Consider the following 15,230-nt stretch of genomic DNA (forward strand, 5'->3'; position numbering starts at 1 on the left):
CGGCATACGCGGGAGGCTGTGGACAACTCCGCCGCGAGCGGTGGACGAGGTGGCCGCCGGCATCGCCTCGGACGTGGCCTCGGACGTGGTCGCCGACGTCGTCCCGGGCGCCGCCCGGCCCGCTCCGGACAGCGGATAAAGTCGGCCGCATGACCAAGTGGGAATACGTAACCGTGCCGCTGCTCGTCCACGCCACGAAGCAGATCCTGGACACCTGGGGCGAGGACGGCTGGGAGCTCGTCCAGGTCGTGCCCGGGCCGAACAACCCCGAGCAGCTGGTGGCCTACCTGAAGCGCGAGAAGCAGGCGTGAGCGCCGTCGAGGCGAGGCTCGCGGAGCTCGGGCTGACCCTGCCCGAGGTCGTCCCGCCGCTCGCCGCGTACCAGCCGGCCGTGCGGACCGGTGTGTATGTGTACACCGCCGGGCAGCTGCCCATGGTGGCCGGCAAGCTGCCCGTCACCGGCAAGGTGGGCGCCGAGGTCACGCCCGAGGAGGCCAAGGAACTGGCCCGTACGTGCGCGCTGAACGCGCTGGCCGCCGTCAAGTCGGTGGCCGGGGACCTGGACAAGGTCGCGCGCGTGGTGAAGGTCGTCGGGTTCGTCGCCTCGGCCTCGGACTTCACCGGCCAGCCCGCCGTCCTCAACGGCGCGAGCGAGCTGCTGGGCGAGGTCTTCGGCGACAAGGGCGTGCACGCGCGCAGCGCGGTCGGCGTGGCGGTCCTGCCGCTGGACGCGCCGGTGGAGGTCGAACTCCAGGTGGAGCTGGTGGCGGACTGACGTCCCCTGCGGCTGACTCTCCGGTGCGGCTGACCGGCCTGAGGCTTACGGCCGACCTTCCTTGCGGCCGACCGGCCTGAGGCTGGCGGCCGACCCGCCTCGGCCGACCCGACGACGGCTCGCGGCCGGCCGCTCCCGGGCCCTCGACCGACCCGCCCCGGGCGAACCGTTCACCTCTCGAACATCCGCCCGGAACGGGTTAGCCTCCGCCCATGGCAAACGGGCAGTGGTACCCAGCGGAGTGGCCGGACCGTATCCGTGCGCTGGCGGCCGGCACGCTGACGCCGGTGGTCCCCCGAAGGGCCGCCACCGTCATGCTGCTCAAGGACACCGCGAGCACCCCCGTCGTGCACATGCTGCGCAGACGCGCCTCCATGGCCTTCGCCGGGGGCGCGTACGCGTATCCGGGCGGGGGAGTGGACCCCCGTGACGACGACCTCCAGATCCGTTGGGCGGGCCCCACGCGCGCGTGGTGGGCGTCCAGGCTGGGCGTCGACGAGACCGACGCGCAGGCGATCGTCTGCGCGGCCGTACGGGAGACCTACGAGGAGGCGGGTGTCCTGCTCGCCGGCCCCACCCCCGACACCGTGGTCGGCGACACCAGGGGCGACGGCTGGGAGGCGGACCGCGAGGCCGTGGCCGCCCGTGACCTGTCCTTCGCGGAGTTCCTGGAGCGCAGGGGACTCGTCCTGCGCTCCGACCTCCTCGGCGCCTGGACCCGCTGGATCACCCCCGAGTTCGAGTCCCGGCGCTACGACACCTGGTTCTTCGTCGCCGCCCTCCCGGAAGGCCAGCGCACCCGCAATGTCTCCACGGAGGCCGACCGCACGGTGTGGATCCGCCCAAGGGACGCGGCCGAGGGGTACGACAAGGGTGAGCTCACGATGATGCCGCCCACCATCGCGACCCTGCGCCAGCTCACGGCGTACGACACGGCCGCCGGGGCACTCGCCGCCGCACCCGGCCGCGACCTCACCCCCGTCCTCGCCCAGGCCCGCCTGGAGGGCGACGAGGTGACCCTGACGTGGCCCGGTCACGCCGAGTTCACCAAGCGCATAGCGGCGGCCGACAGGGGTACGCAATGACCGCCACGACGGCCCTCGGAGGCTGCCCCGTAGGTGGTGCCCCGAGCCCCCGCAGTGCTCCGCCCGTCCCGCTGGAAGGCCCTCACGCATGACCGACGCCGCAGCCCTCCCCGGCCAGCCCAGGGGCGGGGTCCTCTCCGGACCGGCCACCGCGCGCGCGGTGAACGTTCTCGCGCCGAACCCCTCCGCGATGACCCTGGACGGCACGAACACCTGGATCCTGTCCGAGCCGGGCTCCGACCTGGCGGTCGTGGTCGACCCCGGCCCGCTGGACGACGGGCATCTGCGCCACGTCGTCGCCACGGCGGAACAGGCCGGCAAACGCGTCGCGCTCACCCTGCTCACGCACGGGCACCCCGACCACGCGGAGGGCGCGGCCCGCTTCGCGGAACTGACGGGAACGAACGTACGAGCCCTGGACCCGGCGCTACGGCTCGGCGACGAGGGCCTCGGCGCGGGGAACGTCGTCTCGATCGGCGGCCTGGAACTCCGTGTCGTCCCGACCCCCGGCCACACCTCCGACTCGCTGTGCTTCCATCTCCCGGCCGATCAGGCGGTCCTGACGGGTGACACCGTCCTGGGGCGTGGAACGACGGTCGTAGCCCACCCAGACGGCCGTCTCGGGGACTATCTGGACTCACTGCGACGCCTGAGGTCCCTGGCGGTCGACGACGGCGTGCACACCGTCCTCCCCGGCCACGGCCCCGTCCTGGAGGACGCTCAGGGCGCCGTCGAGTTCTACCTGGCCCACCGCGCCCACCGCCTGGCCCAGGTGGAAACAGCGGTCGAGAACGGGCACCACACCCCCGCCGAGGTCGTGTCCCACGTCTACGCGGACGTGGACCGCTCCCTGTGGCCGGCGGCGGAACTGTCGGTGAGGGCCCAACTGGAGTACCTGACGGACCACGGCCTGATCTGAGAGCGCCCCGAAAGGGGCGCGGGGAGCCGCGCGATCAACCACAACGGACGCGCACCCGCCGGACAACCCCACCCACCCGAGCTCTCAGGCGCACCCGGCGGGTCGAAGGGGCGGCAGCGCCTGGAGGATGGGACGGGGTAGGGGCGGCGCGGGGGCGAAAACACCCCGGGGCCCGCCCCAGCGAAAGAGGCGGACCCCGGCGACGTACGGCCGAATCCAGCGATCAGCGCGACCGCTTCGCCAACCGCTCCACGTCCAGCAGAATCACGGCTCGGGCCTCCAGCCGCAGCCACCCACGCTGCGCGAAGTCGGCCAGCGCCTTGTTCACTGTCTCGCGCGAGGCGCCGACGAGCTGCGCCAGCTCCTCCTGCGTGAGGTCGTGCACCACATGGATGCCTTCCTCCGACTGCACACCGAAGCGCCGCGAGAGGTCCAGCAGGGCACGCGCGACACGGCCGGGCACGTCCGAGAACACCAGGTCGGACATCTGGTCGTTGGTCTTGCGCAGCCGCCGGGCCACGGCGCGCAGCAGCGCGGCGGCCACCTCGGGCCGCGCGTTCAGCCAGGGCTGGAGGTCGCCGTGGCCGAGGCCGAGCAGCTTGACCTCGGTCAGCGCGGTGGCGGTCGCCGTCCGCGGGCCCGGGTCGAACAGCGACAGCTCGCCGATCAGCTCACCGGGGCCGAGCACGGCCAGCATGTTCTCCCGGCCGTCGGGTGAGGCGCGGTGGAGCTTGACCTTGCCTTCGGTGACCACATAGAGGCGGTCGCCGGGGTCGCCCTCGTGGAAGAGAGCGTCACCTCGCGCGAGGGTCACCTCACTCATGGAGGCGCGGAGCTCCGCGGCCTGCTCGTCATCGAGCGCCGCGAAGAGCGGGGCGCGCCGCAGAACGTCGTCCACGAGTTCTCTCCTTGTCGACCTGCTCAGGGGATCTTGCTCCCCGTACTACCAGGGGACCGTGTTCCCCATCTTGCCGGACGGTCCAAACAGTGTGATCTGTCACAAGGATGCCGCACACATGTCCTGAGGTAAGCGTCAGGGGTCCAATTGGGGGCCGATCTTCTGGGGCCGGGGCGGATGTCGGTGCCGGGCTTTAGGCTGGCCGGGTGTCCAAAACGCCGGTGAGAGCACGGGCCAAGGGGGCTGGACGGGTGGTTGCACGTCGCGATTCCGCTGTGGGCGAACAAGCCCCCGCGGGGGCGAACAAAACGGAAAAGGCGGCAAAAGTGACGACGACGGCGAAGGGCGCCCCGGCGAAGGCACCCGTGGCGAAGAAAGCCGCAGCCAAGAAGACCGCAGCCAAGAAGACCGCAGCCAAGAAGACCGCAGCCGAAAAGACCGCAGCCGAAAAGACCGCAGCCGAAAAGACCGCAGCCAAGAAGACCGCGGCCGAGAATGCGGCGCCCGACGCTTCCGTCCAACCCGCACAACCCGCACAACCCGCCAAGCCCTCCAAATCCCCCAAGCCCGAGTCCCGCACCGCTCTCGTCCGCCGCGCCCGTCGCATCAACCGCGAGCTCGCCGAGGTGTACCCGTACGCCCACCCGGAGTTGGACTTCGAGAACCCCTTCCAGCTGATCCTCGCCACGGTCCTGTCGGCCCAGACCACCGACCTGAGGGTCAACCAGACGACGCCCACGCTCTTCGCCAAGTACCCCACCCCCGAGGACCTGGCCGCGGCCAACCCGGAGGAGGTCGAGGAGATCCTTCGCCCGACCGGGTTCTTCCGGGCCAAGACGAAGTCGGTGATAGGGCTCTCGAAGGCTCTTGTGGAGAAGCACGGCGGTGAGGTCCCCGGCCGCCTCGAAGACCTCGTCAAGCTGCCCGGCGTCGGCCGCAAGACCGCCTTCGTCGTGCTGGGCAACGCCTTCGGCCGACCGGGCATCACGGTGGACACGCACTTCCAGCGGCTCGTGCGACGCTGGCAGTGGACCGCCGAGACCGACCCGGACAAGATCGAGGCGGCCATCTCCGCGCTCTTCCCCAAGAGCGACTGGACCGACCTCTCGCACCACGTGATCTGGCACGGCCGCCGTATCTGCCACGCCCGCAAACCCGCCTGCGGCGCCTGCCCCATCGCCCCCCTCTGCCCGGCGTACGGCGAGGGGGAGACCGACCCGGAGAAGGCCAGGAAGCTCCTGAAGTACGAGAAGGGCGGCTTCCCGGGCCAGCGCCTCAACCCCCCGCAGTCGTACCTGGACGCGGGCGGCATCCCGGCCCCGCCCCTGGGAGCCGCCGGATGACGGCCCGCGTCCAGCACTCACCCGCCTCCTGGTGCTCGCACGGGGGCCACCCACACGAGGGACCCCCGGAACGATCAGCGGAATTCCGCGCGTTGGAACGGGCAGGACGACGGGGGTGGCGATGACACGGGCAAGTCATACGGATACGGACACGGATACGAGCGCCGGCGGCGGCAGCGACGACGCCGAGCGGCCGCTGCTCGACAAGGGCGGCCTGCCCACCTGGCTGGACCCGGTGGTCCGCGCCGTCGAGACGGTCCAGCCGCTGCAGCTGAGCCGCTTCCTGCCGCCGGAGAACGGCGCGGGGCGCCAGTCGGCGGTCCTGATCCTCTTCGGCGAGGGCGACCACGGCCCCGAGCTGCTGCTCATGGAGCGCGCCGGCTCGCTCAGATCGCACGCGGGCCAGCCCTCCTTCCCCGGCGGCGCCCTCGACCCCGAGGACGGCGACCCGGCGGCCGACGGGCCACTGTGGGCCGCCCTGCGCGAGGCCGAGGAGGAGACCGGCCTCGATCCGGCCGGTGTCCAGCTCTTCGGCGTGCTGCCCAAGCTGTACATCCCGGTCAGCGGCTTCGTCGTGACCCCCGTGCTGGGCTGGTGGCGCGAGCCGAGCCCGGTCCGGGTCGTCGATCCGAACGAGACGGCACGCGTCTTCAAGGTCCCCGTGGCCGATCTCACGGATCCGGCCAACAGGGTCACGGTCGCGCACCCCAGCGGATACAGAGGTCCGGCATTTCTGGTCGAATCGGCCCTTGTGTGGGGCTTCACGGCCGGAGTGATCGACCGCCTGCTCCACTACTCGGGCTGGGAGCGCCCCTGGGACCGGGACAAGCAGGTCCCGCTCGACTGGCGCGCATGACAGGGTGTCTGCCGAGCCGTGTGTTCCGGGGGGCGGCCCCCGGACGCCCGGCCGGCCTGTAGTGATCGCGAAGTGACAAGGCGAGGCTTGAAGCGGTGAACGTGCTGGACATCTTGCTGTTGGTCGCCGCCGTGTGGTTCGCGATCGTCGGCTTCCGCCAAGGCTTCGTCGTCGGCATCCTGTCGGTGATCGGCTTCCTGGGCGGCGGCCTCGTCGCGGTCTACGTCTTGCCCGTGATCTGGGACTGGCTGACCGACAACTCCGAGGTGAGCACAGGCGCCGCCGTCGTCGCGGTCATCGTCGTGATCATCTGCGCCTCCGTCGGCCAGGCCCTCACCACGCATCTCGGCAACAAGCTGCGCCGGTACATCACCTGGTCCCCGGCCCGCGCCCTCGACGCCACCGGCGGTGCCCTGGTCAACGTCGTCGCGATGCTCCTCGTGGCGTGGCTGATCGGCTCGGCGCTCGCCGGGACCACCCTGCCGACCCTCGGCAAGGAGGTCCGCAACTCCAAGGTGCTGCACGGCGTGTCCGACGCCCTGCCCGACCAGGCCGACACCTGGTTCGCGGACTTCTCCTCGGTCCTCACGCAGAACGGATTCCCCCAGGTCTTCAGCCCGTTCTCGAACGAGCCGATCACCGAGGTCCAGCCCCCCGACCCCGCGCTCGCGAACAGCCCGGTCGCCCGCCGCGCCAAGGACTCCATCGTCAAGGTCATGGGCACCGCCCAGAGCTGCGGCAAGGTCCTCGAAGGCACCGGGTTCGTCTTCGGCGAGCGCCGCGTGATGACCAACGCGCATGTGGTCGGCGGAGTCGACGAGCCCACCGTCCAGATAGGCGGAGAGGGCCGCAAGTACAGCGCCACGGTCGTCCTCTACGACTGGGAGCGCGACATCGCCGTACTGGACGTGCCGAACCTGCACGCGCCGGTGCTCAAGTTCAGCGCCAAGGACGCCGTCAGCAGTGACGACGCCATCGTGGCCGGCTTCCCGGAGAACGGCTCGTACGATGTCCGCCCGGCACGGGTGCGCGGTCGCATCACGGCCGACGGGGCGGACATCTACAAGCGCGGCACGGTCCACCGCGACGTCTACTCGCTCTACGCGACCGTCCGCCAGGGCAACTCCGGCGGCCCGCTGCTCACCCCCGAGGGCAAGGTCTACGGCGTGGTCTTCGCGAAGTCCCTCGACGACCCGGACACCGGGTACGCGCTCACCGCGGACGAGATCCGCGACGACATCACCGAGGGCCGTACGGCCAACCAGCAGGTGGACAGCGACAGCTGCGCGCTCTGAGCCGGGGAGCTTCGAGGACCTGCGGCTTCAAGGCCGGGGATGGCGCAGCCGGGCGGAGACCCAGCGGGCGCGGCGGCGCAGGATGCGCGGAATGCCCAGCCTGGGGTCTTCCGCGCCCGGCAGTTGCGGGCCGCCCCTCTGGTGGGAGCTCAGGCCTGCGGCCGAGCGGCGGTTTCGTGCTGCGTCACTGTAGTCGTGCGTCCAGCCCATACCCCGACGTGTGCCCCCGCCCCAAGGTCGATAACCGCCCCCACGCCCCCCAATTGGCCTATGCGCCGGGCAAGTGGCCGTTCGTAGAACAGGCGTTCAGATTCGGCTGGTGGGAGGGCCTGGCCGAACTCACCGATCGGGCTCGGGGTCCTTCAGCCAGTTGATGAGTTCCGAGGAGAACGCCACCGGATCCTCCTCGTGCGGGAAGTGCCCGAGGCCGTCGAACAGACGCCAGCGGTACGGCGCTTCCACGTACTCGCCGGAGCCGGCCGCGCTGCGCGTACGCATCACCGGGTCGAGTGAACCGTGCAGATGGAGCGTGGGGACGCGCACCGGGCGCTTCATACGGCGGTTGAACTGGATGCCGTCCGGCCGGGCCATGGACCGCACCATCCACCGATACGGCTCGATCGAGCAGTGCGCCGTCGAGGGGATGCACATCGCCCGCTGGTACGCCTCCACGGCTTCGTCGTCGGGCAGCCCGGGCCCCGACCAGTCGCGGATCAGCCGGCCCACCAGGGCGCCGTCGTCGGCCGTGAGCTGCCGCTCCGGGATCCAGGGCCGCTGGAACCCCCAGATGTACGACCCGGCGGCCGTCTGCTTGACGTCCGACAGCATCGCCGAGCGCCAGCGCCGCGGGTGCGGCATCGAGGCGACCGCGAGCCGTCGTACGAGCTTGGGGCGCATGGCCGCCGCCGTCCACGCCAGATAGCCGCCCAGGTCGTGGCCGACCAGCGCGGCGTCGGGCTCGCCGAGGGACCGTACGACGCCGGTGATGTCGAGGGCGAGGTTCGCCGGGTCGTAGCCCCGGGGCGTACGGTCGCTGCCGCCGACCCCGCGCAGATCCATGGCCACGGCCCGGAAGCCCGCGTCGGCGAGCGCGACCAGCTGGTGCCGCCAGGTCCACCAGAACTGCGGGAAGCCGTGCAGCAGCAGCACCAGGGGCCCGTCGCCCAGCTCGGCGATGTGGAAACGCGCGCCGTTGGCCGCCACGTCCCGGTGGATCAGCCCCTTCGCGCCGGGCACGTCGAGTCGTACGGGAGACGTGGGCTGATTCGAGGGGGCGGCCGGGTCGGTCGCGGGGTCGGTCATGACGTCGAGCGTGCCACAGCCTCGACGGCGCCGTCGGCCCGGTTCGTCCGACGGGGGTGCGGCTTGGCGTTATGCAGCACGCCCGCGGTCTGCTTCACGGAGGCGGCGACCTTCTGCGGGCCCTGGCCCTTCTTCGCCTTCTTCGCGAAGACCACACCGATGAGCGCGAGGGCGACCGCGACCAGCACGTTCGCCGCGAACGACAGCAGGAAGCAGATCGCCAGGTTCCAGTCGGTCCAGGTGCGGATGCCGTACGCCAGGGCGAAGCTCAGCATCGGCAGGGAGAAGATCAGCACCGCGCCGGCCGCCGTGAACGCCCCGCCGCCGACCATGCCCCGCTTGACGTCCTGCTTCAACTGGGCCTTGGCCAGTGCGATTTCGTCGTGCACCAGCGCGGACATCTCGGCCGTCGCCGAGGCGAACAACTGGCCGACACTGCGTTCGGCACCGACCGGGCTGCCGTCGGGTGCGCTCATCGGGGTCTCCCTCATATGCGTTTGTACGGTCCTGTCAGATCATGCCGGACCGTCGTCCCCGTCGCCTGCCCCGCCCGCCACTTCGGCAAGCCTTCGGTGTTCGGCGGCCTTGCGCTCGTGGATCTCGGCCATGCGCAGGTGGTACGCCGGGTCGTGTTCCTCGTAGATGTCGGGGATGCCGTCGTGGTCGTCGTCGCGCTCCTCGAATTCCACCAGGGCGCGGTACTTGGCGTTGCGTATCTTCAGCAGAACGGTCGCGAGGACGGCCGAGACGAGCGACCCCGTCAGCACGGCCGCCTTGACCTCGTCGGTGAGCGAGGCGTCGCCCTCGAAAGCCAGTTCGCCGATGAGCAGGGAGACGGTGAAGCCGATCCCGGCGAGGGAGGCGACCGCGAAGACGTCCGGCCAGACCAGGTCCTCGGAGAGCGAGGCCCGGGTGAAGCGGGCGGTGAGCCAGGTCCCGCCGAAGATGCCGACCGCCTTGCCGACGACGAGCCCGAGCACCACACCGAGCGTCTCCGGCTGGGTGAACACCTGTCCGAGCGCACCGCCCGACACCATGACCCCCGCGCTGAACAGGGCGAACAGCGGCACCGCGAGGCCCGCGCTCAGGGGGCGTACGAGGTGCTCGATGTGCTCGCCGGGGGAGCGGTTCTCGTCCTCGTGTCTCGTGCAGCGCAGCATCAGGCCCATCGCGACTCCGGCGATGGTGGCGTGGACACCGCTGTTGTACATCAGCCCCCAGATGACCAGCGCCAGCGGAACGTACACGTACCACCCGCGTACGCCCTTGCGGAGCAGTACCCAGAAGACGACGAGGCCGACGACGGCGCCGCCGAGCGCGACGAAATCGAGGTCGGCGGTGAAGAACACGGCGATGATCAGGATGGCGAACAGGTCGTCGACGACGGCGAGGGTGAGCAGGAACGCGCGCAGCGCGGACGGCAGCGACGTCCCGATGACGGCCAGCACGGCGAGCGCGAAGGCGATGTCGGTGGCGGTGGGCACGGCCCACCCGGCGAGCGAACCGTCGCCGCTGAGGTTGGTGAGCGTGTAGACGAGCGCCGGTACGGCCATGCCGCACAGCGCGGCGACGACCGGGAGGAGCGCGGCCTTGGGGTCCTTGAGGTCGCCCGCCACCAGCTCGCGCTTGAGTTCGATCCCGGCGACGAAGAAGAAGATCGCGAGCAGTCCGTCGGCGGCCCAGTGCGCCACGGAGAGGTTCAGGCCGAGGGCCTCGGGGCCGAAGTGGAAGTGGCTGACGGTCTGGTAGCTGTGGTGCAGTGCGGGGATGTTCGCCCAGATCAGCGCGGCCACGGCGGCGAGGAGGAGCAGCACACCGCCGACGGTCTCGGTGCGCAGCGCGTCCGCCACGAAGGTCCGCTCGGGCAGGGACAGCCGTCCGAGGACCTTGTGGGCGGGGGTGGTGCGGGACGCGGCCACGGTGGGGGACCTCCGGTGGGTGGGCAGGACGGAACACTTGCCGACCAGACTTCCCGGCGCACCTATTGTTTAGCTTAGCTAAAGGGCACCCGGCGCGCTCGTCGCCGGGTGCCCTTCGAGGCCGTACGTGGTTCGTCAGTCCTCGCTGGGCGCTGCCGGCAGCTTGTCCTGGATCAGGTCCATCACCGTGGAGTCGGTCAGCGTCGTGACGTCACCGAGCTGCCGGTTCTCCGCCACGTCCCGCAGCAGGCGCCGCATGATCTTCCCGGAGCGGGTCTTCGGCAGCTCGGCCACCGGCAGGATCCGCTTCGGCTTGGCGATCGGGCCGAGCGTGGCGCCCACGTGATTGCGCAGGTCGCTGACCAGGCCCTCGTCCTCGGCGTTGGCCGTACCGCGCAGGATCACGAACGCCACGATCGCCTGACCGGTGGTCTCGTCGGCGGCGCCCACGACCGCCGCCTCGGCGACGGACGGGTGCGACACGAGCGCCGACTCCACCTCGGTGGTGGAGATGTTGTGGCCCGACACGAGCATCACGTCGTCGACGCGGCCGAGGAGCCAGATGTCCCCGTCGTCGTCCCTCTTCGCCCCGTCACCGGCGAAGTACTTGCCTTCGAACCGTGACCAGTACGTGTCGAGGAACCGCTGGTCGTCGCCCCAGATCGTCCGCAACATCGACGGCCATGGCTCGGTGAGGACGAGATAGCCACCGCCGCCGTTCGGCACCTCGTTCGCCTCGTCGTCGACGACGGTCGCGGCGATGCCCGGCAGCGGCCGCTGGGCCGATCCCGGCTTGGTCTCCGTGACGCCCGGCAGCGGGGAGATCATCATCGCGCCCGTCTCGGTCTGCCACCAGGTGTCCACGATCGGCGTCGCGTCGCCGCCGATGTGCTTGCGATACCAGATCCACGCCTCGGGGTTGATCGGCTCACCGACGGACCCCAGCACGCGCAGGCTGCCGAGATCGAACTTCGCGGGGATGTCGTCGCCCCACTTCATGAACGTACGGATCGCCGTGGGCGCCGTGTACAGGATCGTCACCCCGTACTTCTGCACGATCTCCCAGAAGCGGCCCTGGTGCGGGGTGTCGGGCGTGCCCTCGTACATGACCTGCGTCGCGCCGTTCGCCAGCGGCCCGTAGACGATGTAGGAGTGGCCGGTGACCCAGCCGACGTCGGCCGTGCACCAGTAGACGTCGGTCTCCGGCTTGAGGTCGAAGACGGCATGGTGGGTGTACGCCGCCTGGGTGAGATAACCGCCGGAGGTGTGCAGGATGCCCTTCGGCTTACCCGTCGTACCGGACGTGTAGAGGATGAACAGCGGGTGCTCGGCCTCGAACGCCTCGGGGGTGTGCTCGGCGGACTGCCGCTCGACGATCTCGTGCCACCACACGTCCCGCTCGTCGTTCCAGGCGACTTCCTGGCCGGTGCGGCGTACGACGAGGACGTGCTCGACGTTGTCGACGCGGTCGATCGCGTCGTCGACGGCCGGCTTGAGCGCGGAGGGCTTGCCCCGGCGGTAGCCGCCGTCGGAGGTGATGACCACCTTGGCGTCGGCGTCCTGGATGCGGGTCGCGAGCGCGTCGGCGGAGAAGCCGCCGAAGACGACGGAGTGCGCGGCGCCGATCCGGGCGCAGGCGAGCATCGCGACGGCCGTCTCCGGGATCATCGGCATGTAGACGGCGACCCGGTCACCGGCCTGAACGCCCAGCTCCAGCAGGGCGTTCGCGGCCTTCGACACCTCGTCCTTGAGCTCGGCGTAGGTGATGGCCCGGCTGTCGCCGGGCTCGCCCTCGAAGTGGATGGCGACCCGGTCGCCGAGGCCCGCCTCGACATGCCGGTCGACGCAGTTGTACGCGACATTGAGCCGGCCGTCCTTGAACCACTTGGCGAACGGCGGGTTCGACCAGTCCAGCGTCTCGGTCGGCTCCGTGGCCCAGGTCAACCGGCGCGCCTGCTCCGCCCAGAAACCGAGCCGGTCAGCCTTGGCCTGTTCGTACGCCTCTGCCGCGACGTTGGCGTTGGCTGCCAGGTCAGCGGGCGGCGCGAAGCGTCGCTCCTCCTTCAAGAGGTTGGCCAGGCTTTCGTTGCTCACGACATCTCCCTTGCGGTGCTTTGCCGGGGCGACCGTTGTGTCCCAGGCCACAGCTCATCAGACCCGGACCCCTGCTGACAAGGGCCTTCTCCGGATTGGTTTAGACCTGTGGGAGTGGGTGATGGGTCGAGGCGGTCGGTCGGGGTGTGGCCGGTGTGGTCATCCGTTCCCACGGACGCGGCGGGCACGGGGTTCAGCCGCGCGACGCCTGTGGTGCGCCGGCCGACGGGCTGGGTGCGCGGCCCCGGACGACGAGGCCGCGCACCCGCCCGTATCGGCATCACGCCGGGCTGCCCAGTTCCTCCGCCGCCGCCACGTGTTCGAAGAGCTTGTCTCCGTCCGTCCCGGTGAGCAGATACGCCTGGGCCTCGCCCACATGGAAGTACATCCCATGCAGTTCGAGCACGCCCTCGCGCAGGGCCCGGGCCACCGACTCATGGGCACGCAGATGCTCCAGCTGCTGGATGACATTGGTCAGACAGAGCTGCTCCACCGCGTCCGCCGGTTCCCGTCCGGCGAGTCGCGCCCACGGCCGGTCCTTGTCCGTCGCGCGCGCCAGGCTCGGCAGGCCGTGCCGCAGCCACCGTCTGAGGGGCGTGTGGGCGCCGCCCGGCTCGCTGTTGAGCAGCGCCTGCATGGCCCCGCAGCCGGAGTGGCCGCAGACCGTGATGGACCGCACCTTCAGCACGTCCACCGCGTACTCGATCGCCGCGGCCACCGAGTCGTCGCCGCTCTCCTCGCCGGGGGGCGGCACCAGATTGCCGACATTGCGCACGACGAAGAGGTCGCCGGGACCGCTTGAGGTGATCATCGAGGTGACGACCCGGGAGTCGGCACAGGTCAGGAAGAGCTGCGAGGGCTGCTGCCCCTCCCGCGCGAGCCGGGCCAGCTCGCCGCGGACCAGGGGAGCGGTGTTCCGCTGGAACGCGCTGATGCCACGTGCCAGCTGATGCCCACTCCGCCGGTGCCTGTCCGTACCCTCCACCGCGTCCTCCGGCGGGCCGCCGGAGGGCACGGTGCCCGGATCCTCGCACTGGTGGTTGCGCCACGCCGTCCACGGCCGGCAGCGGCAGCCCGACGCCGAGACACTCGCGGGCTCGGCGATACGGGTACCGGAGCGACCGGTGATCTCCACGGAACCGCCCAGCGCGCGGTGCGCGTGCCGCCAGTCCTGCAGCGACTCGTACGCCGCGTGGTCCATGAACGACCCGTCCAGCTCCACCACCGCGTCCGCCCCCTGGGGCACCTGGTGCAGGGTCCGGCTCAGGCGCGGCACGGCGAGGAACGTCAACTGCCCTCGTACATGTACGTGATGGACTCCTTCCGTCTCCTCATGGGTGATGCGCGTGCGGGTGAGGCGGTGCAGGGCGACGCCGACGGCGACCGCGATGCCGAGGACCACGCCCTCCAGGACGCCGAGGAGGACGACACCGAGCGTGGTGACGGCGTAGACCAGCACCTCACGGTGGCGGGTCACCGTGCGGATGTGGTGCAGGGACACCATCTGGACCCCGACGGCCATCACCAGGGCGGCGAGTGAGGCGAGGGGGATCAGCTCGAGGACTCGGGTGAGCAGAAGCGAGGCCGCTACCACCCAAACGCCGTGCAGCATCGTGGAGTTCCGGCTGATGGCGCCGGCCTGCACATTGGCCGTGCTGCGGACGGCGACACCGGCGACCGGCAGACCGCCGAGCGCTCCGGAGACGACGTTGGCCGCGCCCTGGCCCCGCAGCTCACGGTCGAGGTCCGAGCGCGCCACGTCCGTCCGGCCCGCCGCCAGCTTGTCCATGGCGACCGCGCCGAGCAGCGACTGCACGCTGCACACCAGCGTGGTGGTGACCACGGCCGCGACGATGCCGAGCACCGGTCCCTCGGGCAGCCCGGCCATGGCGTGGCTGCGCCACGACGGCAGGTCGACCTTGGGCAGGCTCAGCCCGGCGAACGCGGCCGTGGCGGTCGCGGCGGCGACGGCGACGAGCGCGGCCGGGGCCGTGCGCAGTGCCCGGCCCACCCGCCCCGGCAGCCGCGGCCACGCGAGCAGCAGGACGAGCGTCAGCACGCTCATGGAGACCGCGCCGGGGTGCAGATTGGCCAACTGCGCGGGCAACGCGCCGACGTTGGCGAGGACCGAGCTCTGCGGGGTGCCGCCGAGCACGATGTGCAGCTGGGCGACGGCGATGGTGACGCCGATGCCGGCGAGCATGCCGTGCACGATCGCGGGGCTGACGGCGAGCGCCGAGCGGGCCACCCGCAGACAGCCCAGGCCCAGCTGGGCGATTCCGGCGGCGACGGTGATGGCGCAGGTGGTGCGCCAGCCGTACTGGTGGATGAGGTCGGCGGTGACGACGGTGAGGCCGGCGGCGGGGCCGCTGACCTGGAGCGGGGAGCCGCCCAGCCGCCCGGCGACAAGACCGCCGACGGCCGCCGCGACGAGACCGGCCGGGAGCGGCGCGTCGGTGGCCAGGGCGATGCCCAGGGACAGGGGTAGGGCGATCAGGAAGACCGAGATCGAAGCGGACAGATCGGCGCCCGCGATACGGAACCGGCGTGGTCCGCGTGGGGGGCTGTGGGGTTGGTGGTCGCGCTCCGGCTCGTTTGCGTTCGAGTCGGCGGCGCGGGCGGGGATGCAGGTGGACATGTTCTCCCGTCTCCTCCGGGGCTGCGCGGTCGCGTGGGGGGTCGCGGCCGTGGGTCACGGCTACAGCGGCGGGATTTCTCAACAATCAGTAAACGAATCGTAATGC

At 71.1% G+C, this 15,230-nt stretch carries 14 protein-coding genes; 7 read left to right on the plus strand and 7 right to left on the minus strand.

Annotated elements, in window-relative coordinates:
* Positions 1 to 149 precede the first annotated feature (149 nt).
* The 4 genes from SGFS_RS33025 to SGFS_RS33040 all read left to right on the plus strand — a co-directional run bounded on the left by SGFS_RS33025 (position 150) and on the right by SGFS_RS33040 (position 2,779).
* Positions 150 to 311 (plus strand): DUF4177 domain-containing protein, encoded by a 162-nt coding sequence (locus SGFS_RS33025; protein WP_003981536.1) that lies wholly within the window; start codon positions 150 to 152, stop codon positions 309 to 311.
* Positions 308 to 775, plus strand: a complete 468-nt coding sequence (locus SGFS_RS33030) for a RidA family protein (RefSeq protein WP_286255727.1) — start codon at positions 308 to 310, stop codon at positions 773 to 775. The genes SGFS_RS33025 and SGFS_RS33030 overlap by 4 nt, the downstream gene beginning before the upstream one ends.
* Positions 776 to 987: 212 nt before the next feature.
* Positions 988 to 1,860, plus strand: coding sequence for an NUDIX hydrolase (locus tag SGFS_RS33035; RefSeq protein WP_286255728.1), 873 nt, complete (start codon positions 988 to 990; stop codon positions 1,858 to 1,860).
* Between the two features lie 88 nt (positions 1,861 to 1,948).
* Entirely contained in the window at positions 1,949 to 2,779 is an 831-nt protein-coding gene (locus SGFS_RS33040; protein ID WP_286255729.1) for an MBL fold metallo-hydrolase, read from the plus strand.
* A 223-nt stretch (positions 2,780 to 3,002) separates the two neighbouring features.
* Here the strand turns inward: SGFS_RS33040 and SGFS_RS33045 are convergent, their stop codons facing one another.
* Positions 3,003 to 3,677, minus strand: a complete 675-nt coding sequence (locus SGFS_RS33045; RefSeq protein WP_005476003.1) for a Crp/Fnr family transcriptional regulator — start codon at positions 3,675 to 3,677, stop codon at positions 3,003 to 3,005.
* A gap of 326 nt (positions 3,678 to 4,003) precedes the next feature.
* Between SGFS_RS33045 and nth the strand changes: the two genes are divergently transcribed.
* From nth to SGFS_RS33060, 3 genes are all read left to right on the plus strand, one after another.
* Positions 4,004 to 5,020: an endonuclease III gene (gene nth, locus SGFS_RS33050; protein ID WP_286255741.1), complete on the plus strand. Its 1,017-nt coding sequence runs from the start codon at positions 4,004 to 4,006 to the stop codon at positions 5,018 to 5,020.
* Between the two features lie 121 nt (positions 5,021 to 5,141).
* Positions 5,142 to 5,876: an NUDIX hydrolase gene (locus SGFS_RS33055; protein ID WP_286255743.1), complete on the plus strand. Its 735-nt coding sequence runs from the start codon at positions 5,142 to 5,144 to the stop codon at positions 5,874 to 5,876.
* A gap of 95 nt (positions 5,877 to 5,971) precedes the next feature.
* The gene (locus SGFS_RS33060; RefSeq protein WP_286255745.1) at positions 5,972 to 7,171 is read left to right on the plus strand and encodes a MarP family serine protease; all 1,200 of its coding nucleotides are present in this window, start codon (positions 5,972 to 5,974) and stop codon (positions 7,169 to 7,171) included.
* A gap of 27 nt (positions 7,172 to 7,198) precedes the next feature.
* Here SGFS_RS33060 and SGFS_RS33065 read toward each other — a convergent pair whose 3' ends face one another.
* From SGFS_RS33065 to SGFS_RS33090, 6 genes are all read right to left on the minus strand, one after another.
* Complete coding sequence (locus SGFS_RS33065; protein WP_286255746.1) at positions 7,199 to 7,381, minus strand: hypothetical protein; 183 nt, start codon at positions 7,379 to 7,381, stop codon at positions 7,199 to 7,201.
* A 129-nt stretch (positions 7,382 to 7,510) separates the two neighbouring features.
* Positions 7,511 to 8,473 (minus strand): alpha/beta fold hydrolase, encoded by a 963-nt coding sequence (locus SGFS_RS33070; RefSeq protein WP_286255747.1) that lies wholly within the window; start codon positions 8,471 to 8,473, stop codon positions 7,511 to 7,513.
* Positions 8,470 to 8,949 carry a phage holin family protein gene (locus tag SGFS_RS33075; protein ID WP_286255748.1) on the minus strand — a complete coding sequence of 160 codons (480 nt, stop codon included), beginning with the start codon at positions 8,947 to 8,949 and terminating at the stop codon, positions 8,470 to 8,472. Before SGFS_RS33075 ends, SGFS_RS33070 begins: the two co-directional genes overlap by 4 nt.
* Before the next feature lie 39 nt (positions 8,950 to 8,988).
* A complete protein-coding gene (gene nhaA / locus SGFS_RS33080; RefSeq protein WP_286255749.1) occupies positions 8,989 to 10,392 on the minus strand; it encodes a Na+/H+ antiporter NhaA in 1,404 nt (467 codons plus the stop codon).
* Positions 10,393 to 10,527: 135 nt separating this feature from the next.
* Positions 10,528 to 12,486 carry an acetate--CoA ligase gene (gene acs / locus SGFS_RS33085; protein ID WP_286255750.1) on the minus strand — a complete coding sequence of 653 codons (1,959 nt, stop codon included), beginning with the start codon at positions 12,484 to 12,486 and terminating at the stop codon, positions 10,528 to 10,530.
* A 280-nt stretch (positions 12,487 to 12,766) separates the two neighbouring features.
* Entirely contained in the window at positions 12,767 to 15,124 is a 2,358-nt protein-coding gene (locus SGFS_RS33090) for a bifunctional SulP family inorganic anion transporter/carbonic anhydrase (RefSeq protein ID WP_286255751.1), read from the minus strand.
* Positions 15,125 to 15,230: the final 106 nt, after the last annotated feature.

This window comes from Streptomyces graminofaciens (assembly GCF_030294945.1).
In the GTDB taxonomy this organism is placed as follows: Bacteria; Actinomycetota; Actinomycetes; order Streptomycetales; family Streptomycetaceae; genus Streptomyces; species Streptomyces graminofaciens.